This is a genomic window from Agromyces kandeliae, assembly GCF_009674665.1.
Taxonomy (GTDB): Bacteria; Actinomycetota; Actinomycetes; order Actinomycetales; family Microbacteriaceae; genus Agromyces; species Agromyces kandeliae.
On sequence record NZ_WKJD01000007.1, the window covers coordinates 42289 to 67784 of the forward strand.

General features: G+C 72.7%; 23 protein-coding genes. 12 read left to right on the forward strand and 11 right to left on the reverse strand.

The features are described 5' to 3' along the window. Positions 1-17 precede the first annotated feature (17 nt). Together fdhD and GJR97_RS04570 are read left to right on the forward strand one after the other, a co-directional pair. Entirely contained in the window at positions 18-887 is an 870-nt protein-coding gene (gene fdhD, locus GJR97_RS04565) for a formate dehydrogenase accessory sulfurtransferase FdhD (RefSeq protein WP_154345353.1), read from the forward strand. Further along, positions 887-3205: an FdhF/YdeP family oxidoreductase gene (locus tag GJR97_RS04570; protein ID WP_154345354.1), complete on the forward strand. Its 2319-nt coding sequence runs from the start codon at positions 887-889 to the stop codon at positions 3203-3205. The genes fdhD and GJR97_RS04570 overlap by 1 nt, the downstream gene beginning before the upstream one ends. Here GJR97_RS04570 and GJR97_RS04575 read toward each other — a convergent pair. From GJR97_RS04575 to yczR, 3 genes are all read right to left on the reverse strand, one after another. Next, on the reverse strand, positions 3198-6926 hold the full coding sequence (locus GJR97_RS04575; RefSeq protein WP_154345355.1) for an efflux RND transporter permease subunit: 3729 nt from the start codon (positions 6924-6926) through the stop codon (positions 3198-3200). The two genes, GJR97_RS04570 and GJR97_RS04575, sit on opposite strands and share 8 nt — an antisense overlap. A gap of 210 nt (positions 6927-7136) precedes the next feature. Next, positions 7137-8840, reverse strand: a complete 1704-nt coding sequence (locus GJR97_RS04580; protein WP_154345356.1) for a choice-of-anchor I family protein — start codon at positions 8838-8840, stop codon at positions 7137-7139. A gap of 92 nt (positions 8841-8932) precedes the next feature. Continuing rightward, positions 8933-10375 carry a MocR-like transcription factor YczR gene (yczR, locus tag GJR97_RS04585; RefSeq protein ID WP_154345357.1) on the reverse strand — a complete coding sequence of 481 codons (1443 nt, stop codon included), beginning with the start codon at positions 10373-10375 and terminating at the stop codon, positions 8933-8935. A 66-nt stretch (positions 10376-10441) separates the two neighbouring features. Here yczR and yczE point away from each other — a divergent pair, with 66 nt between their 5' ends. Beyond that, positions 10442-11134 (forward strand): membrane protein YczE, encoded by a 693-nt coding sequence (gene yczE, locus GJR97_RS04590; protein WP_229275987.1) that lies wholly within the window; start codon positions 10442-10444, stop codon positions 11132-11134. 91 nt (positions 11135-11225) lie between these two features. On the opposite strand, the gene GJR97_RS04595 is transcribed toward yczE, so the two are convergent. Next, a complete protein-coding gene (locus GJR97_RS04595; RefSeq protein WP_154345358.1) occupies positions 11226-11984 on the reverse strand; it encodes a MerR family transcriptional regulator in 759 nt (252 codons plus the stop codon). A 178-nt stretch (positions 11985-12162) separates the two neighbouring features. Here GJR97_RS04595 and GJR97_RS04600 point away from each other — a divergent pair, with 178 nt between their 5' ends. Genes GJR97_RS04600 through crcB form a run of 5 tightly spaced genes read left to right on the forward strand, consistent with a single transcriptional unit; the run spans position 12163 to position 14969 of the window. After that, positions 12163-13005, forward strand: coding sequence for a DUF4097 family beta strand repeat-containing protein (locus GJR97_RS04600; protein WP_129234854.1), 843 nt, complete (start codon positions 12163-12165; stop codon positions 13003-13005). After that, positions 13002-13613: a PadR family transcriptional regulator gene (locus tag GJR97_RS04605; protein WP_154345359.1), complete on the forward strand. Its 612-nt coding sequence runs from the start codon at positions 13002-13004 to the stop codon at positions 13611-13613. Before GJR97_RS04600 ends, GJR97_RS04605 begins: the two co-directional genes overlap by 4 nt. Positions 13614-13656: 43 nt before the next feature. Beyond that, positions 13657-14172, forward strand: a complete 516-nt coding sequence (locus GJR97_RS04610; RefSeq protein ID WP_154345360.1) for a GNAT family N-acetyltransferase — start codon at positions 13657-13659, stop codon at positions 14170-14172. Positions 14173-14181: 9 nt separating this feature from the next. After that, positions 14182-14601 carry a FluC/FEX family fluoride channel gene (locus GJR97_RS04615; RefSeq protein ID WP_324613154.1) on the forward strand — a complete coding sequence of 140 codons (420 nt, stop codon included), beginning with the start codon at positions 14182-14184 and terminating at the stop codon, positions 14599-14601. Next, positions 14598-14969 (forward strand): fluoride efflux transporter CrcB, encoded by a 372-nt coding sequence (gene crcB / locus GJR97_RS04620; RefSeq protein ID WP_324613155.1) that lies wholly within the window; start codon positions 14598-14600, stop codon positions 14967-14969. Before GJR97_RS04615 ends, crcB begins: the two co-directional genes overlap by 4 nt. Before the next feature lie 9 nt (positions 14970-14978). Here crcB and GJR97_RS04625 read toward each other — a convergent pair whose 3' ends face one another. Continuing rightward, on the reverse strand, positions 14979-16148 hold the full coding sequence (locus tag GJR97_RS04625) for an NAD(P)-binding domain-containing protein (RefSeq protein WP_324613156.1): 1170 nt from the start codon (positions 16146-16148) through the stop codon (positions 14979-14981). Between the two features lie 187 nt (positions 16149-16335). Here GJR97_RS04625 and GJR97_RS04630 point away from each other — a divergent pair, with 187 nt between their 5' ends. Then, the gene (locus tag GJR97_RS04630) at positions 16336-16536 is read left to right on the forward strand and encodes a DUF3073 domain-containing protein (protein ID WP_129234860.1); all 201 of its coding nucleotides are present in this window, start codon (positions 16336-16338) and stop codon (positions 16534-16536) included. A gap of 112 nt (positions 16537-16648) precedes the next feature. Here GJR97_RS04630 and GJR97_RS04635 read toward each other — a convergent pair whose 3' ends face one another. From GJR97_RS04635 to purM, 3 genes are all read right to left on the reverse strand, one after another. Continuing rightward, positions 16649-17308: a hypothetical protein gene (locus GJR97_RS04635; RefSeq protein ID WP_229275988.1), complete on the reverse strand. Its 660-nt coding sequence runs from the start codon at positions 17306-17308 to the stop codon at positions 16649-16651. A gap of 84 nt (positions 17309-17392) precedes the next feature. Then, on the reverse strand, positions 17393-18166 hold the full coding sequence (locus tag GJR97_RS04640; RefSeq protein WP_154345362.1) for an LLM class flavin-dependent oxidoreductase: 774 nt from the start codon (positions 18164-18166) through the stop codon (positions 17393-17395). Positions 18167-18170: 4 nt separating this feature from the next. Then, on the reverse strand, positions 18171-19214 hold the full coding sequence (gene purM, locus GJR97_RS04645) for a phosphoribosylformylglycinamidine cyclo-ligase (RefSeq protein WP_229276000.1): 1044 nt from the start codon (positions 19212-19214) through the stop codon (positions 18171-18173). A 138-nt stretch (positions 19215-19352) separates the two neighbouring features. Between purM and GJR97_RS04650 the strand changes: the two genes are divergently transcribed. The 3 genes from GJR97_RS04650 to GJR97_RS04660 all read left to right on the forward strand — a co-directional run bounded on the left by GJR97_RS04650 (position 19353) and on the right by GJR97_RS04660 (position 21239). Continuing rightward, positions 19353-19970 (forward strand): zinc-binding alcohol dehydrogenase, encoded by a 618-nt coding sequence (locus GJR97_RS04650; protein WP_154345363.1) that lies wholly within the window; start codon positions 19353-19355, stop codon positions 19968-19970. Positions 19971-20041: 71 nt separating this feature from the next. Further along, positions 20042-20476, forward strand: coding sequence for a hotdog fold thioesterase (locus tag GJR97_RS04655; RefSeq protein ID WP_154345364.1), 435 nt, complete (start codon positions 20042-20044; stop codon positions 20474-20476). Between the two features lie 31 nt (positions 20477-20507). Further along, positions 20508-21239, forward strand: coding sequence for a glutamine amidotransferase (locus GJR97_RS04660; RefSeq protein WP_324613158.1), 732 nt, complete (start codon positions 20508-20510; stop codon positions 21237-21239). A 30-nt stretch (positions 21240-21269) separates the two neighbouring features. Here the strand turns inward: GJR97_RS04660 and GJR97_RS04665 are convergent, their stop codons facing one another. Genes GJR97_RS04665 through GJR97_RS04675 form a run of 3 tightly spaced genes read right to left on the reverse strand, consistent with a single transcriptional unit; the run spans position 21270 to position 25458 of the window. After that, positions 21270-22052: a hypothetical protein gene (locus tag GJR97_RS04665; RefSeq protein WP_154345365.1), complete on the reverse strand. Its 783-nt coding sequence runs from the start codon at positions 22050-22052 to the stop codon at positions 21270-21272. Then, a complete protein-coding gene (locus GJR97_RS04670; RefSeq protein WP_154345366.1) occupies positions 22049-24292 on the reverse strand; it encodes a glycoside hydrolase family 31 protein in 2244 nt (747 codons plus the stop codon). The genes GJR97_RS04665 and GJR97_RS04670 overlap by 4 nt, the downstream gene beginning before the upstream one ends. Then, positions 24289-25458 carry a glycoside hydrolase family 15 protein gene (locus GJR97_RS04675; RefSeq protein ID WP_154345367.1) on the reverse strand — a complete coding sequence of 390 codons (1170 nt, stop codon included), beginning with the start codon at positions 25456-25458 and terminating at the stop codon, positions 24289-24291. Before GJR97_RS04675 ends, GJR97_RS04670 begins: the two co-directional genes overlap by 4 nt. Positions 25459-25496: the final 38 nt, after the last annotated feature.

Genomic DNA, 25496 nt, shown 5'->3' on the forward strand with positions numbered 1-25496 from the left:
CGTGATAGGCAGGGGGCATGGGCAGGATCACCGCGAGGACGCGGGTCACACGGGTCACCGTCGGCGGCGCGACATCCCGGCGGGAGGACCACCTCGCGGTCGAGGAACCGCTCGAGATGCGGGTCGGCGGGCGCCGGCTCGCGGTCACCATGCGCACGCCCGGGCACGACGTCGACCTCGCCACCGGCTTCCTCGTCTCCGAGGGGGTCGTCTCACGGGGCGACCAGGTCGCCGCCGCCATCCACTGCGGTGCACCCGGCGAGAACACGTACAACGTGCTCGACATCGGGCTCGCGGCCGGCGTACCGGCACCGGATGCCTCGACGGAGCGGAACTTCACGGTGACCAGCTCCTGCGGCGTCTGCGGCAAGGCGAGCATCGACGCCGTCCGGACGCGGTCCGCCTACGACGTCGCCGGCGACGCGCTCCGGCTCGACCCGGCACGGCTCGCGGGCTTCCCCGACCGGATGCGCGCGGGGCAGGCGGTGTTCGAGCGCACCGGCGGCCTGCACGCGGCGGCGCTCTTCGACGGCCGGACGGGCGAGCTCCTCGTGCTGCGCGAGGACGTGGGCCGTCACAACGCCGTCGACAAGGTCGTCGGCTGGGCCGCACGAGAGGGCCTTCTGCCGCTCCGGGGCACGGTCCTCCAGGTCTCGGGGCGTGCGAGCTTCGAGCTCGCGCAGAAGGCGACCATGGCCGGCATCCCCGTGCTGGCGGCCGTGTCCGCGCCGTCGTCGCTCGCGGTCGAGCACGCCGCGGCATCCGGCCTGACCCTCGTCGGGTTCCTGCGCGGCGCGTCGATGGTCGTCTACGCGGGCGCCGCGCGCATCGAGGAGCCGATCGGCGCGGCGGTGCGCGACACGGCGACCGAGGCGGTGGCGGGCTGATGGACGAGCGGGCGCCCGAGGCGTACCCCGATCTCCAGGTCGGCCACCCCAAGGACTGGGCCGTGGGCGTCCCGGGGATCCTGCACTCGATGGAGCCCGCGCTCGCCGGGATGGGGCTCTCGCGCACCGCGCGGCTCGCCCTCGCCATCAACCAGAGGGACGGCTTCGACTGCATGAGCTGCGCGTGGCCCGACCCCGGCCACCGCAACGTGCTCGAGTTCTGCGAGAACGGCATGAAGGCCACGACGTGGGAGGCGACGCCGATCACCGTGCCCCGCGGGTTCTGGGCCGAGCACTCGCTCACGAGCCTCGCCGGCCGCGGCGAGCACTGGCTCGGGCAGCAGGGCCGGCTCACCGAGCCCGTGCACAAGCCCGCGGGGTCCGACCACTACGAGCCGATCGCGTGGGAGGACGCGTTCCGCATCATCGCGGAGCGACTGAACACGCTCGACTCCCCCGACCGCGCCGCCTTCTACACGAGCGGTCGCACCGCGAACGAGACCGCGTTCCTCTACCAGCTCTTCGTCCGGGCGTTCGGCACGAACAACCTTCCCGACTGCTCGAACATGTGCCACGAGTCGACCGGCACCGCCCTGCTCTCCACGATCGGCATCGGCAAGTCGACCGTGCACTACGACGACTTCGCCAAGGCCGACCTCGTCATCGTCATGGGCCAGAACCCGGGCACGAACCATCCGCGCATGCTCACGGCCCTCGAGGAGACCAAGCGGGCGGGCGGGCGCGTCGTGAGCGTGAACGTGCTGCCCGAGGCCGGACTCATCCGCTACAAGAACCCCCAGCGGGTGCGCGGCATCCTCGGGAAGGGCACGGCGATCGCCGACCGGTTCCTGCAGATCCGCTCCGGCGGCGACATGGCCCTGCTGCAGGCGGTCTCCCGGCGCGTGCTCGACGCCGAGGAGGCCGCGCCCGGCACGGTGCTCGACCACGACTTCCTCGGCCGGCACACGGTCGGGCTCGAGGCGCTCCGTGCGCACCTCGCCGACCTCGACGAGGCGGCCGTGCTCGCGGCGACCGGGCTGCGCGCCGACGAGATCGACGCGCTCGCGGCCGACTACCTCGCCGCCGATCGCGTCATCATCACCTGGGCGATGGGCCTCACGCAGCAGCGGAAGGCCGTCGCGACGATCCGCGAGATCGTGAACCTGCTGCTGCTCCGCGGCAACATCGGGAAGCCCGGCGCGGGGGCCTCCCCGATCCGCGGGCACAGCAACGTGCAGGGGGACCGCACGATGGGCATCTGGGAGAAGATGCCGGAGCGGTTCCTCGCCGCGCTCGAGGAGGAGTTCCGCTTCCCCGTGCCGCGCAGGGAGGGCGCCGACTCGCTGCAGACGGTGCGGGGCCTGCAGCGCGGCGACATCGACGTGTTCGTCGCGATGGGCGGCAACTTCGTCGGCGCGATCTCCGACACGGATGCCGCTGAGCGGGCCATGCGCGGTGCGAAGCTCACGGTGCAGGTCTCGACCAAGCTCAACCGCTCCCACGTCGTCACGGGCGAGGAGGCACTGATCCTGCCGACCCTCGGCCGCACCGAGGTCGACCTCCAGGACGGCCGGCCGCAGTTCGTCTCCGTCGAGGACAGCGTCTGCGCGGTGCACGCGAGCCACGGCGCGATCCCGCCCGTCGCCGAAGGCCTCCTCTCCGAGGTGGCGATCGTGTGCCGGCTCGCCGAGGCGACGCTCGGCGACCGCCACGGCATCCCGTGGCGCGAGTTCAAGCGCGACTACGACCTCATCCGCGATCGGATCTCGCGCGTCGTGCCCGGGTTCGAGTCCTTCAACGACGACGTGCGGCGGAAGGGCGGGTTCATCCTGCCGAACGGCCCGCGCGACGAGCGGCGCTTCGACACCCCGACGGGCCGGGCGATGATCACGGTCAACGAGCTCGAGCACCTCGAGCGTCCGGCCGGCCGGCTGATCCTGCAGACGCTGCGCTCGCACGACCAGTTCAACACGACCATCTACAGCCTGAACGACCGCTACCGCGGCATCCGGAAGGGCCGGGACGTGGTGTTCGTGCACCCCGACGACCTCGCCGAGCTCGGACTCGCCGACGGGCAGCGCGTCGACGTCGTGAGCGAGTGGCCGGGCGAGCCCGACCGACGGATGCCGAACCAGCGCGTGGTCGCGTACCCGACCGCGCGCGGCTGCGCGGCCGCGTACTACCCGGAGGCCAACGTGCTGGTCCCGCTGGCGAGCGCCGCCGAGGAGAGCAACACCCCGGTCTCGAAGGCGGTCATCGTGCGCCTCGAGCCGGTGGTGCCGGCCCCCGGGCCGGGAGCCGGCGCGGGCGTCAGCTGACGGGCTTCGGGCCCGATTCGGTCCCGCCGTCCGTGTCATCCGGTGCGACATCGGCACCGGCGTCGTCGGCGGCATCGGCGTCGGCGTCGGGCGCCGTCGCGTCGCCCGCACCGGCGTCCGCGTCTCCGGGGGCCGCGGCGACGTCGCCGCCCCCGTCCTGACGCGCGTCGGCGACCGACGGCGCCTGACCCGCCACCGCCGGCACCGGGGCCGGCTCCTCCGCGGCCGCCTGCTTCGCCGCGCGCCGCTCGCGACGTCGCTCGCGCCCGCCCTCGACGAGGTCGTACAGCGAGGGCAGCACGAGGAGCGTGAGCACGGTCGACGACAGGAGACCGCCGATCACGACGAGCGCCAGCGGCTGCGAGATGAACCCGCCGCTGCCGGTGATGCCGAGCGCGAGCGGCAGCAGGGCGAAGATCGTCGCGAGCGCCGTCATGAGGATCGGGCGGAGACGTCTCGACGCGCCGTGCAGCAGCGCGTCGCGCACCGACATCCCCCGGTCGCGGTACTGGTTCACGAGGTCGATCAGCACGATCGCGTTGGTGACCACGATGCCGACGAGCATGAGCACGCCGACGAGCGACGCGACGCCGAGCGGGATGCCCGTGACGACCTGCAGCAGGATGGCGCCCGTCGCCGCGAACGGCACCGACACGAGCAGCAGCAGCGGCTGCAGCAGCGAGCGGAAGGTGGCCACCATCACCACGTAGACGATGAGGATCGCGGCGAGCAGCGCGAGCCCGAGCTGCGAGAACGACTCCTGCTGGTCGGCCGTGACGCCGCCGAGCGAGGCCGACGTGCCCTCGGGGAGCTCCACCGCGGCCACGGCGCCCTGCACGTCGGCGCTGGCGGTGCCGAGGTCGTCGCCCGCGGGCGTCGCCGCGACGGTCGCGCTGCGCAGGCCCTGCACGGTGGTGACGGATGACGGTCCCTCGACCTGCTCGACCGTCGCGAGCTCGTCGAGGCGGACCGGCCCGGTCGACGTGGGCACCTCGAGCTCCCGGAGGCCGTCGAGCGTGGTCGGCGGCTCGTCCGACGCGAGGTAGATCGTGAGGGTCTGCTCGTCGATCACGATCGACCCGGCCGACTGCGGCTGCATGGCGGCCGACACGACGGTGCCGAGCGCGACCTCGGAGTAGCCGGCCTCGGCGGCCGCGGCGCGATCGACCTCGATCGCGATGTACGGCTGCGACGCCTCGAGGTTCGACGTGACCTGCGTCAGCGAGTCGAGGCCGGAGAGCTCGTCGACCACCGCGTCGGTCGCCGCACGCAGGTCGGCCTCGTTCGCCGCCGTGATGTCGACCTCGATGTCGCTCGAGGCGCCGAAGCCGCTCTGCGCGGCGAGGGTGATCTCGCCGACGTCCTCGAGTTCGGCCAGCTCCGCCCGGACCTCCTCCTGGAGGGCGAGCTGGTCGGCGTCCTCGTCGGTCGTGACGTTGTAGGCGACGGTGGTGCCGCCGCCCCCGAACGCGGCGAGCGCGCCGCCGCCGGTCGAGGTGCCGATCGAGGCCTGCACCGTCTCGACGCCCTCGACACCGCGGATGGCCTCCTCGACGGGCTCGGACGCCTCCGCCATGTACTCGAGGCTCGAGGCGACGGGCAGCTCCTGCGTGACGCGGAACGTGTTCTGCCCGCTGTCGCCGAGGAAGTTCGTCTTCATGAACGGCGCGAGCGCGACCGTGCCGCCGAGGATGAGCACGGCGATGACGATGGTCACCGCGGAGTGCTTCAGCGTCCACGAGAGGATCGGCAGGAAGCCCTTCTGCAGGCGCGACGGGTGTTCCAGCTCGTCCTGGGGCGGAACGCTCGCCGCGGACGCGGCGGGCGCGGCGACCACGACGGGAGCGGATGTCGCCGTGGTGCCGGCCGACCCTCGGCCGAGCCCGCCGGCGCCATCGGCGTCGCGCAGCTCGGGCGCGAGCCAGACGTCGTCACTGGGGAGCGAGGACGACGGGACGGCCGGGGTGGAGGCCGGGGCGACGGGCGAGCTCGGAACGGGCTCGACCCGCACCTCGTCGACGAACGCGGCCGCGGCCGCGGCATCCGCCTCGGTCTGGCCCTTCCGCGGCTTCGCGGGCTTCAGGAACCAGTACGCCAGCACCGGGACGATCGTGAGCGAGACGAGGAGCGAGGCGAGCAGCGCGATCGTCACGGTCAGCGAGAACGGCCGGAACAGCTCGCCCGTGACGCCCTCGACGAGCGCGATCGGGAGGAACACGGCGACCGTGGTGATCGTCGACGCGGTGATCGCGCCGGCGACCTCGCGGACGGCGTGCACGATCGTGGACGCCTTGTCGACGCCCGCGACGAGGTGCCGCTTGATGTTCTCGATGACGACGATCGAGTCGTCGACCACGCGTCCGACCGAGATCGTGAGCGCGCCCAGGGTGAGGATGTTCAGCGTGTAGTCGGCGGCCTGCAGCCCGATGAAGGTGATGAGCACCGACGTGGGGATCGAGATCGCGGTCACGAGCGTCGCCCGCACCGACATCAGGAACACGAGGATCACCAGCACGGCGAAGACGAGGCCGAGCAGGCCCTCGACCGCGAGCGACTCGATCGAGTGCTCGATGTACGGCGCCTGGTCGAAGACCACGGTGAACTCGGTGCCCGGGTTGGTCGTGTCGAGCGAGGCCTGCAGGTCGGGGAGCGCCGCGGCGACGGCGTTGGAGACCTCGACCGTGTTCGCCGACGGGAGCTTCGTGACGGAGATCGCGAGTGCCGGCTCGCCGTTCACGCGCGAGATGCTCGTCTCGGGGTTCTCGGTGAGCTCGACGGATGACACGTCGCCGATGGTGAGCGCGACGGGCACGGCGACCGTGGCGGTCGTGCCGTCCGCTCCGGGGAACGCGGTCGTGCCGTCGGTCGCACCCGTGCCGTCGGTGCCGGCGTCCGTCCCGGTGCCCGTGCCGTCGGTGCCGGTGCCGTCGGGCAGCGTGCCGTCCGGCAGCGCCTCGTCGGACACCGGCTGCTGCTCGGTCGCACCGACGAGGGGCAGGGCGCTCACGTCGTCGACGCTGCCGAGACGCGTGCCGGCCTGCACCGCGAAGGTCGAGTCGCCCTCGGTGATCTGGCCCGCGGGCAGGAGCACGCCGTTCTGCTGGAGTGCGTCGCGGATGGCCTGGGTCGTGAGCCCGTACCGGGCGAGCTCCGCGACGTCCGGGGTGATCACCACGCGCTGTCCCCGGTCGCCGACCAGGGCGGCGTCGCGGACGCCGTCGATGTCGCGCAGTTCGGGGAGCGTCGTCCGGGTGATCTCGTCGGAGAGCGTGGTGGGGTCGTCGGCCCCGGTCACGGCGACCGCCAGCACCGGCAGGTCGTCGAAGCTGAACGCGACGACCTGCGGGTCGACGTCGTCGGGGAGCGTCGGTGCGATGCGGTTCACCGAGGAGAGCAGCTTCTGCTCGGCGAACGCGAGGTCGGTGCCGAACGTGAAGCTCGCGACGACGCGCGAGACGCCCGTCGAGCTCGTCGTCGACGTGGACTCGAGCCCGGTGATGCCCTGGATGGCGGTCTCGATCGGGGTCGAGACATCCGCGTTCACGACATCGGGCGACGCACCCGGGTAGGCCGTGATGATCGACAGCTGCGGCAGCTGGATCGACGGTGCCAGCTCCTGCTTGAGCCCGTTCAGCGCGATGCCGCCGAAGATCGCGACGACGACGGTGACGAGCGCGATGAGCGCTCGGTTGCGCATGCTGAGCTTCGCGAGGAGGGACATGGGTTCGATTCTCTCAGCGGACGGCGGCGTCCGGATAACGGGAAGCTGGGAGACCGGCGCGTGTGTTCTGGACCCGCGTCCCCGTTCGGGGCAGGTTCGGAACCGCGACGACCCGTCCGAGGCGCCGGGGGGCGACCGGACGGGGCGGTGGGAACCCGTCCCACCGCCCCGTCCTGCCCCGCCATCCCCTGGGCGCCTGCCGCGCGCCGACTACGACGTCGCGGAGATCGCGTAGAGGGTCGTCGTCCCCGAGACCTCGTTCGCCACCGCGAGCATGGGCTCGCCGGTCGGGGTCATCGCCGCCGGGATGAACGACAGGCCCTCCGGGCCGAGGTCGCCGGCCGCCGAGAGCAGCTCGACGCCGTCGTCCTCGACCGAGACCGAGAAGTCCCGGTTGTTCAGGTAGGTCACGAACGCGGACGCGGCCGGGTCGGTGATGTCGTACACGATGACCCCGCCGACGCGCTCGAAGCCGATGAACGCGTACGTGCGCCCGTCGACCTCGCCGATCGCGAGGCTCTCCGGCTCGGGGCCCTTGTCGTCACTGCGCCCCTCGAGGTTCGACTCGGAGTGGTTCGAGTTGAAGAACGCCGGCGCAGCCTCGTGCGTGATGCGCTCGAAGTCCTCACCCGAGTCGAAGACCTGCTCGCCGCCGGTCGTCCAGATCGAGAACGATCGCGATCCGAAGGCGTAGAGCTCCTCGTAGCAGGAGCCGTCCTCGCTGAGCCCCATCGCGGTCGAGACGTTCAGCCGCCCGAGGTCGGCGTCGCCCGTGAGCGCGGCGGCCGGGCTCGTCTCGCAGACGGGCGCCAGGCCGTCGTCGCCGAGGTCCTTCACGCGGGCGTTCTCGACGTAGTCGCCCCACTCGCGCGCGTCGCCCTCGTTCGCCGAGACGAGGTACGTCTCGCCTGCGGCCCGGTAGGCGACGAGCCCGTCGGGCAGGTACATGCCCTTCAGACCGGCGAAGGTCCGGACGTCGAAGGTCGGCGCACCCCGGGGGTCCCGATCCGACGGGTCGATGCCGTGTCCGGCCTCGGAGTGGTCGACGAATCCGAACGGAACGACCGCCTCGACCGTCGCACCGTCGAGGTCCACCACGGCGAACGCGTTCGCCTCCTGCAGCGCGACGTACGCGGTGTCGCCGTCGATCGCGACGTACTCGGGCTCGACGTTGCGCGAGACCGGCAGGTCGGCCTCGGGGGTCGGGCCGAAGACGCGCACCTCCTCCGGGAGCGCCCTCGAGCCGCCCGCCTCGAACTCGTGGAAGTCCGCGATGCGGACGTCCGCCTGGGTCGCGGCCGACACCGTGCCGGGCAGCTCGATCACCGCGACCGAGCCCTCGGGGTCGCTCGAGAAGTCGTCGGCCGGTTCGCCCTCGTTCGCGACGACCGCACGCGCCCCGTCGGCGGAGAGCGCGACCATGTCGGGCAGCGAGCCGACGACGACCGAGCCGAGCACCCGCGGCTTCTTCTTGGTGGCGTCGAAGAACACCACGCGACCAGCTGCGGTCTTGTCGTCGCCGTCCTCGATCGCGACGACGCCGAGCCCATCGGCGCGGATCGCGACCGAGTTGGCGATGCCGTCGCTCGCGACCTCGCCGACCTTCTTCGGCTTCGACGGCTTCGTCACGTCGATCACGTCGACGAGTCCGGCCCGGGCGTTCACGACGTAGAGCCGGCCGTCGTACGACGCGACGATCTCGGCCGCCGACTCGTCGAACACGCCGGTCTCGTACGCGCCGACGGGCGACAGGCTCAGTGCGGCACCGTCGGCGGCGACCTCGACGGGCGCGTCGACGATGGCGGTGCGGACGGGCAGCGCGACGGCCGGGGCCGCCGCGAGGCAGCCGACGACGACGGCGCCCAGGAGGATGGGCGCCGCAGCACGCCGGATACGGGGTCGGGTGGAGAGCATGGATCACCTTCGGTCTGGGGAGACGGGACGGCCCTCACTCTCGTCCCGCCCGACGAACCGCGGATTGCCGCGAGGTGAACGTTCGGCCCCGCCTAGACGACCGCGGCGAGCACGCTCTGGTCGGGCACGGGGGTGCGCGCGAGCGACCCCCACGCCCGCGTGAGCGCCTGCACCGCGGTATCCGTCGTCTCGGGGTCGTAGCAGATCGGCAGCCGCATGAACCGCTCGAAGGCACCGTCGATCCCGAAGCGCGGGCCGGCCGCGACGATGAGTCCCTGCGTGCGCGCCGCGAGGGCGAGTTGCGAGCTCACGGGCGCGCCGAGGCCGACCCACGTCGCGATGCCGCCGTTCACGTGCGGAACGTGCCAGCCGGGGAACGCGTCGGCGAGCCGACGCTCGAGGTGATCGCGGCTCGCGCGGAGCTGCTCGCGGCGCGCGTCGAGGATGTCGTCCATCCGGGCGAGCAGGCGCGCGACGATGAGCTGCTCGAGGATCGGCGTGCCGAGGTCGCCCGGCGAGCGCACCGCGAGGAGCCGGCGGATGAGCGGACGATCGGCGCGGATCCAGCCGACGCGCACACCGCCCCAGACGGTCTTGCCCACCGAGCCGACCATGACCGCCGGGCCGTAGGCGGCGAGCGGCTTCAGGTCGAGCCCGCGGTCGATGTCGAGTTCCGCGGTCGTCTCGTCGGCGATCACCACGGTGCCCTGGCGCGCCGCGGCATCGAGCACGCGCTCGCGGGCCTCGGCGTCGAGCGAGCGCCCGGTGGGGTTGTGGAAGTCGGGCATGAGGTATGCGGCGACGGGGTTCGCGTGGCCCATCACGCGCACGAGGTCGCCCGCCTCGTCGACGGCGCCGAACCCGTCGGGCCCGACGTCGTCCGGCGCCGTCGCGACGGTGACGAGCCGGGCTCCCGCGGCACGGAGCGCCTCGTAGGCGTGGGGGTACGTCGGCGCCTCGATCACGGCGCGGTCGCCGCGCCCGACGACGGCCCGGGAGAGCAGGGCGATCGCGTGCTGCGCGCCGAGCGTGACCATGACCTGCCCCGGGTCGGTGGGCAGGCCGCGGGTCGTGTAGCGGTCGGCGATCGCCGCACGCAGCTGCGGGATGCCGATCGGGTCGAAGCCCGGGTCGCCGAGGTGCGCGGGGAGGTCCTCGACCGCCTCACGGGCGACCTCCGCGAGCCACGGCAGCGCGGGGAGCGCGGCCTTGGAGAAGTCGACGTAGTCGGCCGCGGGCGGCACGGGGAGGACGGCGGGCGCGCCCGGCAGTCGGGCGACGCTGCCCGAACCCCGGAGGCTGCGGAGCATCCGCTGCTCGCGGAGTTCGCGATAGGCCGCGGTGACGGTGGTGCGGCTGAGGCCGAGCCGCGCGGCGAGGTCGCGCTCGGCGGGGAGGCGGGTGTCGACGGGGATCCGCCCGTCGAGGATCAGCAGGCGGATGCGGTCGGCGAGCGTGCGGTAGGCGCTCCCGCCGTCGCCGCGCCAGGCGCCGAGCAGGGTCTCGAGGGCGCGAGCGCTCAGGGTGGCTTCCATGGTGCGGGCCACTCTAGAGCAATTGGCTTCTTGCCGAAAGGCCAATTCGGGGATTGGATTGCCATCATGCCGCTCCGACTCCCTCGCACCACCGACTCCGCACCCGTGTTCGGGCGCCGCCTCGTGCAGCTCTTCGTCGGCCTGTACCTCTACGGGCTCGGCATCGCGCTGATCGTGCGCGGCGAGCTCGGCGTCGCACCGTGGGACGTGCTCACCCAGGGCATCGCGAAGCAGACCGGGCTCGGCTTCGGGCTCATCACCGTGATCACGAGCGGCATCGTGCTGCTGCTCTGGATCCCCATCCGCCAGAAGCCCGGCTTCGGCACGCTCATGAACGCACTCCTCGTGGGGCCCTTCGCCGACCTCTCCCTGTGGATGATCCCGACGGGACTGGACCTCTGGCTGCGCATCGTCATGCTGTTCGGCGGCATCGTCGTGCTCGCCGCGGCGACCGGCCTCTACATCGGCGCCCACTTCGGCCCCGGGCCGCGCGACGGACTGATGACCGGTCTCCACCGCCGCACCGGATGGAAGATCTGGATCGTCCGCACCGGCATCGAGGTGACCGTGCTCGTGACCGGGTTCCTGCTCGGCGGCAACGTGGGCATCGGCACGCTCGCGTTCGCGCTCCTCATCGGCCCGCTCTGCGGGTGGACGATCCCGCTCTTCGCGGTGCGCCGCGGTCCGGCCGTCCATCGCGGGGCGCGGGACCGGGACATCCCGCACCCCGCGACGGGCGCCGCACCCGCGCAGGCCTGAACGGCCGCGCGGAAACGCCGGCGCAGACACGACGTGCGGATGCCGCGGGGCGCGTGCCCCGCGGCATCCGTCGTCTCGAGCGCGGCAGCGCCTACAGGTTCGCCTCCGCGTACACCCGCAGCGCGTCGCGCACGAACGTCGCACCGCGCTCGCCGCCGTAGTTGGCCGCGAACCGCGGGTCGGCGACGTACATCTCGCCGAGTCCGATGACGTACGCCGCGACGTCGCCGCCGGGCGTGCCCGCCGGCGTGCCGGGGATGCCCGTCAGCCACTCGACGTGGCGCTTCGCGAGCACCTGCGCCTCCGCGGAGTCCGGCGCGGCGCCCGACTCGGCGGCCGCGGTCCAGTCGCGACCGAGCGCCTCGCTGCGCTCCTTCCACGCGGCGCGTTCGTCGTCGCGCATGCCGCGCCACCAGCGGTCGCCCGCGGTGTACGCGTCGGCGCCCCAGCGCTCCTCGACCTCCTCGCGGTACTCCGTGTGGTCGAAGCCGTCCAGCATGTCCTTCGCCATGATCTCCTCACCTCCTCCCACTGCCTCGATGGTCCGTTCCACCGACGCGACCTGGCGCGCCAGCCGGTCCTGTTCGTGCCGGAGCCACGCGAGGTGCCCCTCGAGCGCCCGGGCCTCGCCGGTCTGCCCGGCGAGCACGTCGGCGATCGCCGGGAGGCCGAGTCCGAGGTCGCGCAGCAGCAGGATCCGCTGCAGTCGCACGAGCGCGGTCCGGTCGTAGTACCGGTAGCCGTTGCCGCCGATGCGGCTCGGCGGCAGCAGCCCGACGTCGTCGTAGTGGCGGAGCGTGCGGCTCGTCGTTCCGGCGAGCTTCGCGATCTCCTGGATCGACCAGTCCATGGGGGCCTCCTCTCGTGTCCGGCGGATCGAACGTGGTTCCACGGTAGAACTTGACGTAGCGTCAAGGTCAAGCGGATGCCCCGGCGGAGGTCTCGCACACCGAAACGCGATATATCTTGACTTGGCCCGAAACGCGATATATCGTGATCTCGAACCGACCATCAGAAGGAGCACGCACATGGCCATCGAGAAGTGGGTCGTGAACCCCGGGGAGAGCCGGGTCATCGACCTCGAACTCGTCCGCAAGCTCAAGGTCAGCCTCATCGGCGGCAAGGTCGACGTCATCGCGCACGACGAACCCGGCGCCCGGGTCGAGGTGTCGAACGTCACCGGCAAGGACCTGATGATCCGGATCGACGGGGACTCGCTCGAGATCGACCACCCGCAGCTGCGGTGGGACAACTTCCTCGAGGTCTTCAAGGGCTTCACGGGCAGCGCGAAGGCCGAGGTGTCGATCCTCGCGCCGCGGCACGTCGCCATGAAGCTCGGCGTCGTCTCGGGCGACGCGCTCGTGTCGGGCTTCGACAACGACGGGAAGTTCAGCTCGGTCTCGGGCGACCTCGTCATCGACAACCACGCGGGCGACGTCGAGTGCTCGAGCGTCTCGGGCGAGATCTCGGTCGGCGACCACACCGGCAGGGTCACCGCGCACACCGTCTCGGGCGACGTGACGGTGACCGGCGAGGTCGGCTCCTTCAACGTCGACACGGTCTCCGGCGACATGGTGCTCGACGCGAAGGGCACCCCGAGCCGGGTCGACACGAACAGCGTGTCGGGCGACCTCACGCTCCGCTTCGATCCCGGCAGCGGCGCCCGCTACCGCGTGAACACGGTGAGCGGCAAGCTGCTGCTCGACGACACGCAGATCAAGGGCACGCTGGGCAAGGGCTTCGAGCGCGTCACGGGCGAGCTCGAGGGCACCTGGCTCGACCTCGGCGCCAACAGCGTGTCGGGCAGCATCTCGGTGATCCGGCGCCAGCCGGCGACGGCTCCCGCCGACTCCGGCGAGGCCTCGGCATGAACCCCCCGGTGTTCGCCCACGGGAACCTGCGCCTGTACCTGCTCGCGCTGCTCGACGAGCAGCCCCGTCACGGCTACGAGCTGATCCAGGCGCTGTCCGACCGTTTCGGCGGCACGTACTCACCGAGCGCCGGAACGATCTACCCGCGCCTCGCCAAGCTCGAGGAGGAGGGACTCGTGACCAAGCGCACCGACGGCCGCAAGTCGGTGTACGAGATCACCGACGCCGGCCGCGCCGAGCTCGAGTCGCGCCGGCACGAGCTCGACGCCATCGAGGACGACATGACCGACTCGATCCGGCGCCTCGCCGATGGCGTCCGCGCCGAGGTCGACTCGGCCATGCGCACGCTCAGGGCCGAGCTGGCGAGCGCCGCCCGCGAGGCGCGCAAGTCCGCGACGACCGAACCCGCGACGCCGCAGCCGACGGCCGAGTCGACCCGCGCGATGCACGAGGCCGACCTCGCCATCACCGAGTTCCGCCAGCAGATCCGGCTCGAGCTGCGCACCCAGGCCAACCGGGGCCGCGTGAACGCGGACACGGTGTCGCTGCTGCGCACTCGGCTCGCCGACGTCCGCGCCGAAGTCCTCCGCGAGCTCGCGCAGCGCTGACCCGGCGCGTGCGGATGTCGGCGGCATCCGCTTGCATGTGGGCATGACAGATGTCGCGCTGCGCCCCTGGTCCGCCGTCGACCTCGACCTGCTCAGGCGCAACAACGCGCCCGAGCTGATGGAGCACCTGGGCGGTCCGGAGTCCGAGGCCAAGCTGCTCGCGCGCCATGCGCGCTACCTCCGCGGGTGGGAGGACGGCTCGTCGCGCATGTTCGCGATCGTCACGCCGGAGCACCCCGAGGGGGTCGGCGCGATCGGGTTCTGGCCGCGCGACGAGGGCGGGCGTGCGCTGTTCGAGGTCGGCTGGACCGTGCAGGCGGCATTCCAGGGGCGCGGGTACGCGCGGGCGGCGCTCGCTCAGGTCATCGCCGAAGCGCATCGGGTCGACCCCTCCCGAGCCGTCGCCGCATACCCCCGCGTCGACAACGACCCGTCGAACGCGCTCTGCCGAGGGGCCGGGTTCGTGCTCGAGGGCGTCGAGGAGTTCGAGTTCCCCAAGGGCACCTGGCTGCCGTCGAACGTGTGGGTGCTGCCCGCCCCGGCGCCGGGCACGGCGTAGCCTCGACGGGTGCCCCCCTCGCTCGCGGTCTTCGTCGGCGGCCTCGCCGGAACGGGCCTCCGCCTCGCGCTCGACACCGCGCTGCCGCACGCCGACGGCGGCTTCCCGTGGTCGACGTTCATCGCGAACCTCGTGGGCACCTTCGTGCTCGGCTGGCTCGCGGGCGGGCTCTGGACCCGTCCGTCGACGCCCGCGTGGATGAAGGCGGGCATGGGCTCGGGCCTCGTCGGCTCGTTCACGACCCTGTCGGCCGTGATGGGCGCGGTCGCGATCCTCGACCGCGAGGAGGCGACGGCGCTCGCCGCCGTCTACCTCGGCGCCTCGCTCGTCGCCGGCCTCGCGCTCGCCGCCGCAGGGCTGAAGCTCGGTTCGGCACTCGCGCATCGCCCCATGCCCACCGAGGTCACGGACGACGGGGCGACGCTGTGAGCGCGCTCGTCGTCGCGGCCGTGCTCGTCGCCGGCGCCGTCGGCGCGGTCATCCGGTACCTGCTCTCCAAGGCCTACCCGGTACGTCCGGGACACCTGCCGGGCGGCATCCTCGTCGTCAACCTCGTCGGCTCCGGCCTCGCCGGCGCCATCATCGGGCTCGCCGAACGCGCCGCGGTCTCCGACGACGTGCGCCTCGTGCTGGTGACCGGGTTCTGCGGCGGACTGACCACGTTCAGCACCTGGTGCGTCGAGACGATCGAGCTCGCCGACGGCGGCCGCTGGCGCGCGGCGATCCTCAACGTCCTGGTCACGCTCGCGCTCGGCATCGGCGCCGCGGTCGGCCTCTACCTCCTGGTCAGGGGGTGAACGGGCCCCTCAGATCATCGCCATGATCTGCCGCGCGATCATGCGGCCCGCGCGGCTGGCCCCGATCGTCGACGCCTGCGGTCCGTAGCCGGCGAGGAAGATCCGCGGATCGTGCCAGGCCGCGCCCTGCCCGACGGTCACGCCGCCGGCCTTCTCGCGGAGCTTCAGCGGTGCGAGGTGGCGCAGCTCGGGCCGGAAGCCGGTCGCCCAGATGATGGCATCCGCCTTCGCCTCGCTGCCGTCGGACCAGACCACGCGGTCGGCCTCGATGCGGTCGAACATCGGCTTCGCGGAGAGCAGCCCGCGTTCGATCCCGGCGGCGATGCGCCGGCTCTTCGGCACGCCGGTGCCGCTGACGACCGACGGCAGCGCGCGACCGGCGCGGGCCGCCTCGTCCTGCCTGGACACCGCCGCCGACGCGCCCTCGAGGTCGAGTTCCTGCCGGTCGAGCCAGTCGATCGGACGGCGCGACACCCAGGTGAGGCCGGATGCCACGCCCTCGAGCTCGAGCATGAAGCCGATCGCCGAGGTCCCGCCGCCGACGACCACGACGTTCTCGTCGCGGAAGTCCTCGGCCGAGGCGAAGTCGGACGTGTGCACGTGTCGCCCGCGGAAGTCGCCCATGCCCGGGTAGTAGGGCACGAACGGCGAACCCCACGTCCCGGTGGCGTTGACGAGGTACTGGGTGTGCAGTTCCCCGCGCGGCGCGGGCGGCGGCGCCGCCGCTTCGAAGGTCTTCCGCCGGCGACCGAAGAAGCCGCGGCTCTTCAGCTCCTCGGCGGGCTGCGGGCTCAGGTCCTCGTACTCGATGCGCAGGTCGACGCCGTCGTTGGTGATGCGCCGGACGTCGACGGGACGATGCACGTTCAAGCGGTAGTGCTCCTCGAACCGGCCGTAGTAGTCGGCGACGACCTCCTTGGCGGGAAGCGTCCGGTCGGCGGTCTCGAAGCTGATGCCGAGCTCCCCCATGCCCGGCAGGTCGTTCACCTTGTGCGCCGTGCCCAGGCGCAGGGACGACCAACGATGCTGCCACGCGCCACCCGGTCCCGGGGCGCGATCGAGCATGACGAAGTCCTCGTCGGCGACGAGTTCGAAGCGTCGCAGGTAATAGGCGACAGACAGCCCCGCCTGTCCGGCACCGATCACCGCGACCTTCACGCGGTCGGGGATCGTATCCACCCCACCATCCCACCATGCCCGGAGGGGTGCTGAGCGCCACGGCGTGGCCTGCACGGCGCCTCCACAGCGCCGCCGTGGCATCCGATCGGCGCCCGGGGCGGTGGTAAACTACCAGCCGGGATTGTTCATTATCAAAGAGCCGGGTGACGTCCATCCCATCCGGCCAGACGTCGTAAGGGGGTCACGCATGGGGCGCGGCCGTCAGAAAGCCAAGCACACCAAGGTCGCACGGGAGCTGAAGTACTTCAGCCCGGCCACCGATTACAGCGCGCTCGAGCGCGAGCTCACGGCTTCGAATCACGACCACACCGACGAGGAGATGTCGAAGTGGGCGGAGTACGCCGACGACGAGTCCTACGTCCACGACGACGGGTCGCACCGCTCCTGATCATCCCCGGCTGAGCGGTCGCACCGAGAGGGGCTCCGCGCCGGGGTTTTCGCGTGCCCGAGGGCCGCACCGCATCCCGGCGGTGCGGTGCGGACGTCGGTTCGCCGCCGGGTCATCCCCGGAGCATCCGCCTGAGCCCGAGGCCCGTCACGAACGCCATCGTGACGGCCATCAGCACGCCTGAGGCCGCGAAGAGGGCGAAGACCACCGGAGCCGGGGTGCCCACGTCGACGATCGGCGACGGTGCGAACGTGAACGGCAGGCCCACGAGCCAGGCGACCATGCCGAGCGGCACCCACCGCCACGCTCGTGGAACGCCGGACGCCGCGAGCACGGGCCATTGCGCGAGCGGGATGCTCGCGAGCAGCACGAGGCCGGCGAACCCGATCACCACCCACGTGGCGGGCCGGGCCCAGTCGATCCCGACCCCGGCGTCGTCGAGCGTCGACGGCAGCATCCCGAGTGCCCAGGCAGCGGATGCCGCGGCCGCCGTCGCGGCGACCCACCTGCCGACCGATACCTCGGCCGGTCCGCGACGCAGCGCGAGCGACTGGCCGAGTCCCAGGAGCGCGCCCTCCCCCGCTCCGAACGCGACCAGCAGCAGCCAGGCCGCCCACCCTCGGAGGCCGGCGGCATCGGCGAACGCGAAGCCGGTGACCGGGACCAGGAATCCGACGCTCTCGCCGAGGGTCGTGCCCGTCACCCAGCGGCCGAGCCGGAACGTCCCCGAGGCGGTACCGCGACCGCTGCGCACCGGAGACGCGTCGCCCATGCGGCGACGGTAGCGGGCCGGGCGACACGGCGCACGGCCGATGGTCCCGCGGGCTCGGCTCGCGCGGCGGCTCAGGCGGCCGGATCAGGCGGCGGGCTCCTCCGAACGCCACTGCGCCGTGGTCTCCGCGAACCGCTCGAGCTCCTCGAGCGTGCCGCCGGCGGTGATGGCACGCAGCACGATCTCGTCGACGATCCCGTCGTAGGCGTGCAGGGCGGAACTGCGGTTGATGGTCGCGTCGATCGGCTCGATGCCGAGTCGCGCGAAGTTCGCGGCGTAGGACGCGTACGACCCGTACCGATCGGCCTCCTTCTGCAGCGCCGCGCGCGCGGCGCCATCGGAGATGGTGCGTGCGTAGACCACTCCGCGCACCCGTTCGGCGCGCCCGCGCGAGTCGTGTCGCAGGTCGGCCATCGCCTCGGTCGCCGCGCCGGGCGTCAACCAGTTCAGCACGACCGCGTCGGCGAGCTCGGCGGCGAGCCGACGCATGCGCGGGCCGAGTGCGCCCACCGCGATCGCGGCGCCGGTGGCGGCTCGGAGCTCGGCGACGCCGTCGGCGACGACGGCGACCGGGTGTCGCGCGCCGCCGGATCCGATGCCGATCGTCGTGCGTTCCGCGGGGATGCCCGCGAGGTCCAGGCTCCCGACCGGTCGACGATCGATCGGGATGACGCCGGTCGCGAGTCCCAGCCGCTCGGTCGCCTCGGCGACCACGCGCAGCCCGGCGAGCGAGTCACCGCCCGGCACGTCGTTCAGCCAGAGCGCGTCGAAGCCGAGGCGCTCGAGCCGCGGGGCGAGCGCGCGCAGCGTCTCCGGCGCCGTCGTTCCGGGAAGGCCGATCGAGAGCGCGGCACGCATGCGCTCAGCCCGCGTAGCTGCCGACGAGGCGGACGGCTCCGCCGTCCACGCCCTTGGCCCCCTGCTCCCAGCCGGATGCCTCGACGTCGCGTGCGCCGGTCGAGACCGTGCCGACCTGCCAGGCGGGCAGGCCGAGCGTGCCCAGCTCCGCGATGACGGATGCCGCGGCATCCGCCGACACGACCGCGAAGAAGCCGACGCCGAGGTTCCAGGTGCCCTCCGTCGACTCGAGCGTCGTGCCCGCGAGGTCGTTCAGGACCCGGAACACCGGCTGCGGCGACCACGTGGAGCGGTCGACCTCGACCCAGGAGCCGCGCGGGAGCACGCGTGCGAGGTTCGCCGCGATGCCGCCTCCGGTCACGTGCGAGAGCGAGTGCACGGCCGTGCCGAGCGTGTCGTGCGCGAGGAGGCGCACGAGCGGACCGGAGTACAGGCGCGTGGGCTCGAGGAGCGCCTCGCCCCAGGTCGTGCCGAGGTCGGCCGAGGCGTCCGTGTACGACAGCTTCGCGTTCGCGAGGACGTGCCTGACCAGCGAGTAGCCGTTGGAGTGCAGCCCCGAGGACTCGATCGCGACGACGACGTCGCCGTCCTGCACGCGCTCGGCGCCCAGGGCGCGGTCGGCCTCGACGACGCCCACGGCGGCGCCCGCGACGTCGTAGTCGTCGACCCCCATGAGTCCGGGGTGCTCGGCGGTCTCGCCGCCGACGAGCGCGGTGCCGGTCTCGGCGCAGGCACGGGCGATGCCGGTGACGATCGCGGCGATGCGGTCGGGCACGACCTTGCCGCAGGCGATGTAGTCGGTCATGAAGAGCGGGGTCGCACCGACCACCACGATGTCGTCGACGACCATGCCGACGAGGTCCTGGCCGATCGTGTCGTGGATGTCGAGCGCCTGCGCGATCGCGATCTTCGTTCCGACGCCGTCGGTCGAGGTCGCGAGGAGGGGGCGCGCGTAGTCCTTCGCGAACGAGAGGTCGTAGAGCCCGGCGAAGCCTCCGACGCCGCCGAGCACGTTCGGTCCGTGCGTGTTCGCGACCGCCTCCTTCATCAGTTCGACGGCGAGGTCGCCGGCGGCGGTGTCGACTCCGGCAGCGGCATAGGACGAGTTCGCGCTCACCCGTCAAGGGTACCCGCGCGAGGTGCGCCGCTCGGGCCCGCTGTCAGGGGCCGGCGTTAGAATCCGTGCATGCACGCGGGTGCCACGCCATCGTGGGTGATTCGCGAGAACGCGAGCACCGGAGCCCTCCTCGCCCTCTACCTGCGGGAGGTGCTCGGCATCGCGTCGCCCGCCGAGCTTCCTCGCCTGCGCGACGTCGGCCGCATCGGCCCCGAGGGGTCCCGCGACGTGGATGCGCACGACACCCTCGAGAAGCAGTGGCGCGACTGGTGGTCGATGACCGTCGAGCCCGAGTCGCACCCGTCCCCGGTGCCGCTCGAGCTGGTCGAGGAGTACGGCACCGCCGTCGCCCTCCCCGCCAGTGGGGCCGAGGCGCTCACCGCCGCCATCCGCCCGCACGCCGAGGCAGCGCTCGCATGGGCGGAGTGGGCGCACGAGCGCTACCGCACCGCCTCCGCCGCACGCTCCGGCGACACCTACCGCGCCTACGCGGGCTCGATCGCCGAGCACGAGCGCGAGGTGGGGCGGCGTGCCCACTCGTTCGAGTTGAACGTCGAGGTGCTGCCGCTCGCGGCATCCGGCATCTGGTGGATCGGCGAGAAGACCGTGGCCGTGACCGACACGCTCAGGTCGGATGCCGCGGCGTTCGACGACGCGATCCACCCGATCATCGCCGAGCTCGCCTGAGGGCGGCCGCGTGGCCGGGAGCCGCGCCCGCCCGGCGGATCGCAGCACCCGCGCGTGGCAGACTCGACCGCATGAGCATCTGGTTCGGCGAGCCCTCACTGGAGTGGGCGAACTCGCGCGGCGAGCACGCCCTGATCCGCGCACTCGGCATCGAGATGACCGAGATCACCGACGGCTCGCTGAAGGGGCGGATGCCGGTCGACCACCGCACCCGCCAGCCCGCCGGCGTGCTGCACGGCGGCGCGTCCGTCGCCCTCGCCGAGACCCTCGCGAGCTGGGGAGCCTCCTTCACGGTCGACCCGGCGCAGTACTACTGCGTCGGCATGGAGATCAACGCGAACCACGTCCGCCCGGTGTCCGAGGGCTGGGTGTACGCGGAGGCGAGCCCGATCACGCGCGGTCGCACGACGCAGGTGTGGGACATCCGCATCACCGACGAGGCCGGCAGGCTGGTCTGCGTCTCGCGCTGCACGATGGCCGTGCTGGCGACGCCGTCGCAGTACTGACGCCGACGGCGCCCGCGGCTATCGTGGGGCCGTGAAGCCGTTCGTCCTCCTCGCCACGCGTGCCGAGGACGTGCCCGCCGACGAGGAGTACGAGCTCTTCCTCCGCGGCACCGGGCTCGACGAGCGCGACCTCGTCCGCATCCGCCTCGAGGCCGGGCCGATGCCGCACCTCGACCTCGACGAGCTCTCCGGGATCTTCGTCGGCGGCGGGCCCTTCAACGCCTCCGACCCTCCCGAGCGCAAGTCCGCCGTCCAGCGCCGCGTCGAGGCCGAGTTCGCGTCGCTGCTCGACGAGGTCGTCGCGCGGGACTTCCCGTTCCTCGGCGCCTGCTACGGCGTCGGCACGGTCGGCGCACACCAGGGCGCGATCATCGACGACCGGTATGCGGAGAAGATCGGCGTGGTGCCCGTGACGTTGAGCGAAGCGGGCGCCGCCGACCCGCTCCTGGCCGGGCTCCCGCAGACGTTCAACGCGTTCGTCGGGCACAAGGAGGCGATCCGCGAACTGCCGGGTTCGGCCACGCTGCTCGGCTCGTCGCCGACGTGCCCGGTGCAGGTGTTCCGCGTCGGCTCCAACGTCTACGCCACGCAGTTCCATCCGGAACTCGACCTGGAGGGCATCCAGGTCCGCATCCGGGCCTACGCCAGCTACGGGTACTTCGCCGAGGGCGAGCTCGAGCTCACGCTCGCGGCCGCCGCGCGCGCGGTCGTGTCGGAGCCGAGCCGGATGCTGAGAACGTTCGTGGAGCTGCACGCGCGGTAGCGGCAGCGCCCGGCCGGCCGGATCCGCCGATCACCAGCCGAGGCGGCGATGGACCGCGGCGAGTCCACGCGCCGGGACCCCGCCGTCGCCGGTGCCGAAGACCTCGACCGCGAGGTCGACGAGGCCACGGGCGCACGACTCGACCGGAGCCGCGAGGAGTCCGTCGATCCGCGCCGCGATCGACGGATACGCTCGCTCGAACCGGCGCGACGGGTCGAGCGAGTCGAGCCGTGCGTCGCCCTCCTCGGGCTCCAGGCGGGAGGCGACCGCCCGGGTCAGCGCCTCGACTGCCGTCCCTCTCACCAGCGTGTTCGCGCTGAGTCGCTCGCCGCGCCGGGCGCGTCCGACGCCGATCAGCGTCAGGGCGAGCACGAGCCCGAGATCACGGTCGACGTCGGGACCGATCGGCGCCGGCTTGGCCGCGACCTCCGACATCGTCGCGGCGACGCCGCCCCGGTCGAGCCGCACGTCGTAGGCATCGGCCGCCCATCCGGCCAGGTCGTCGAGGCTCGCGACGCCGAACTCGACCACGTGCCCGTCGTCGTAGACGACCTTGACGCCACCGTGGTGCTCGTGCACCTCCAGGGCGATCCGGTCCGGACGGGGCAGCCAGTCGGCCGGTCGACGATATCCCGGCTGATGCCCGTCGGTCGTGACGATCGCCAGGTCGTGGTCGGACCACTCGTCGACGCGATCGCGATCGGCCGTGGATCCCATGCCGACGAGTCCGACGACGTCGGCGCGATCGACGAGGTTCGCGTCCACCCGCTCGAGGAACGCGTCGAATCGCTCGCGCGCCGACGAACCGGTCATGCCCGGAACACCTCGCGAAGGCGCCCGTGCGCCGACGCGCGGACGTACACGGGGATCCGATCGATGGGGACCTCGACCCGCGCGACCGTGTCGCCGACGACGGCCTCGCCGGTCCAGGCGTCGACCCACTCCCCCGGCGGCAGCGCGACCTCGTGGACCGTCTCGCCCTCGTCGACGACCGGCGAGACGAACAGGTCGCGGCCGAGGAACCACTGCAGCGGGTGCGTCCATGCGCCCGCCCACCCGGGGTGGTCGAAGTACGTCGGGCGCATGAGCGGCGCCGACGTGCGGACGCTCTCTGCGGCCTCGGTCGCGAGGTACGGCACGAGCCGCTCGCGCAGGTGCGCGAAGGCGCGGAACACCGGGAGCACCCGCTCGTCGCCCGACTGCTCGGCGAGGTTCCAGGGCGTGCGGTCGCGCGAGGGCGTCCGGTGGTGGTTGAACTCGGAGTGGTACTGCATGATCGGCACGAACGTGGAGGCCGCCGTCGCGCGCAGGTAGAGTTCGGGGCTCGGCAGGGGCCCCGAGAAGCCGGCGAGGTCCCAGCCCCAGTAGAGGATGCCGCTCGCCGCCGCCGAGAGTCCGGCGAACATCGACCAGCGGAATGCGTCCCAGGTCGAGTTCTCGTCGCCGGCCCAGAAGGCACCGTGCGCCTGGGAACCGGTGAAGCCGGCACGGCTGAACGTCACCGGGGCCTTGCCTGCGGATCGGAGGAGATCGCCGTAGGCCTTCGCGTACGCGACCGGGAAGGCGTTGTTCCCCTCGTCGCCGCGCGTGCCGTCGAGGTAGGCGAGCTCACGGCCCCAGGCGTGCTCGCCGCCATCCGTCTTGAAGCCGTCGATGCCGACCTCCTCCACGAGGTACCGGCGCTTCTCGGTCCACCACCGCGCGGCCCGCTCGTCGGTGAGGTCGGGCATCGTGGACAGCGGGAACCACCACCCGCGGTTGCGGTACGGGCGCAGTTCGCCACGCGCGTTCGGCTCGCGGATGAGCACCCCCTCGCGTTCGGCGGCGAGCGCGTCGGCTCGCGCCTGGCCCGTCGGATGCGGGCGCGCCTTCAGCAGCGGGATCTGCCAGAGGTGCACGCGGATGTCGCGGGCGTGCAGCTCGTCGACCATGCCCTTCGGGTCGGGCCAGGCGCCATCCGCAGGGAAGGTGAAGTCGGCGAACCGGTGCGGTGCCCCGTCCTCGGTCACCTCGTACTCGGCGTCGCGGAAGGCGGTGAAGGTGCGCTCGTCGCTCCACGCCTCGATGACGACCGAGCCGACGGGGACGTCGTGCTCGCGGTGCAGGTCCATCTGGCGGACGACCTCGGCCTGCGTGTTCCACTCGTTGCCGCTCGCCCAGAGGCGGAACACCCACTCGGGAAGCTCCTCGGGGCGGCCGACCTCGGCGAGGAACGCGTCGAGCACCTCGGTGGGCGTGCCGTCGGAGAACGCGATCGCGACCGCGGGTTCGCCCGCCGCGGCATCCGTCTCGACCTCGACCACCAGCCGATCGGGTCGGCTCGCGCCGACGTCGAACCATGCCCGGCGCGAGGTCCGGAGGTGGAAGCCCCAGCCCTCGCCGCCCACGACGTGCGCGAACGGCATGGGCAGGTACGTCTTCCGCTCGGCGCCCTGGCTCTTGTACTGCTCGAAGACGACCGAGTCGAGCTCGGCGCCGCGGTGGTCGAGCGCGTCGAAGCGCTCGCCGAAGCCGGTCACGTGCTCGCCGTCCGCGAGCGGGAGCGCGAAGCGCACCCGGCGAACGCGTGCGCCGTCGGTCAGCACCCGGACGCTGCCCGGGACGACGCGGTCGGCACCGGCGGTCTCAACGACGTCGTCGGGTGCGTCGATCCAACCCGACGCAACGGTCTCGAACCGGCGGGTGCGCTGCGTCCCGCCGCCGATCGCGCGTCCGACGAAGCGGTACCGGATGTCGCTCCCCGCGTCCGGCGCAGGGAACTCGACGGCCCACCCGCCCGCGCCGCGGGCGAGCCGGGCCTGCGCGGAGGCGAGGTGGCCGCCGTCCATCGCCTGGCCGCGCGAGGTGCGCGCGACGCGGGCGAGCGGGAGCCGTTCGGTGCGGCGCGTGCCCGCGGCATCCGTGATCTCGACCTCCGCCTCGACCGACTCGATGTCGGGGGTCGCGCGGACGCCGAGCCGGAGCGGCTCGCCGGCCACCGGGTCGAGCGGCCAGCGCTGCTCGGTGTCGACCGAGTACGGGTGGCCGGAGCCGAGCGGGCGGTGGCGGATCATCGGGCGGGCTCCTCGGATGGGTCGGGGTCGGGTTCGAATGCGCCGTCGAGCTCGACGGCGAGGCGGATGAGCATGGCGTGGCTCCACAGCAGCGGATCCGCCGACGGCCCCCAGCGCTCGACCCACTCCTCGACCCGGGACGGATCGAGGAGGTGCCGTTCGACCTGCTCGGGCATCGAGCCGTCGGGGCCGGCCGTGCTCGCCGACCAGGCGAGCAGCTCGCGTGCCCGGTCCCGGTCGCCGGCGCGCGCGTGCGCGAGGCCGAGGAAGCACGAGAGCAACGGCCACTGCCCTCCGCCGAAGTAGGTGTCGCCGAGGAAGCGGTGCACGCCGCCGTCGACGGCCAGGTCGCGCTCGATGGCGGCGATCGTGGCGGCGCCGAGGTCGGATGCCGCGGGCACGACGTCCATGATCCCGACGATCGCGGCGAGGCTCGCGTCCACCGCCGTCGAGCCGACCCACTTCGTCAGGTGCCCGTCGGCGACGCCGTGCTGGAGCATGAACGCCTCGACGTCCGCGGCCGACGCGGCCGCGAGCCCGGCGAGGTCGTCGTCGAGGACGCCGAGCGACGACGCGGCGCGGAGCCCGGCCGCGATGCAGCCGAGGGTCGAGACGTGGACGTGCTCGGCGTGCTCCTCCCACCAGTCGAAGCACGGGCGGCGCCACGAGTTGGCGAGGTAGTCGACCGTGAGCGCGATGGCCGGCGCCCAGCGCGAGGCATCCGTACCGTGACGTCGCGCGTGCTCGGCGAGCGCCCACACCCAGGTGCCGTAGCCGTCGAGCTGGAAGTCCCACCACTCGTCGTCGCCGGCGCGGCCGTCGAAGGTGAAGCGCGTGGGCAGCATCGCGGAGTCCGCGACCGACTCGCCGGCTCGGCCCGCGGCCGTGATGGCCCCGATGTCGACGCGACGCGACTCGAGCACGTCGGCGCACCAGCCGAAGAAACGTTCGGCCGACTCGACACGACCGTGCGCCGACATCGCGTCGGCGATGAACGCGCCGTCGCGGAACCAGCTGTACCCGGCGTACGCCGAGAACGTCGGGCTCGCGGGGTAGGCGCCTCCGGCGTCCTGGAGGGAGGCGATGAGCTCGGCGCTCGAGGCGACGAGCGCGGCGAGGTCGACTGACGTGGCCTGAACGGCTCGGGCCGGGGTGGGGAGGGTCATCCTGGTGCTGCCTTCGTGCGTGGTGGATCGGTGGGGCC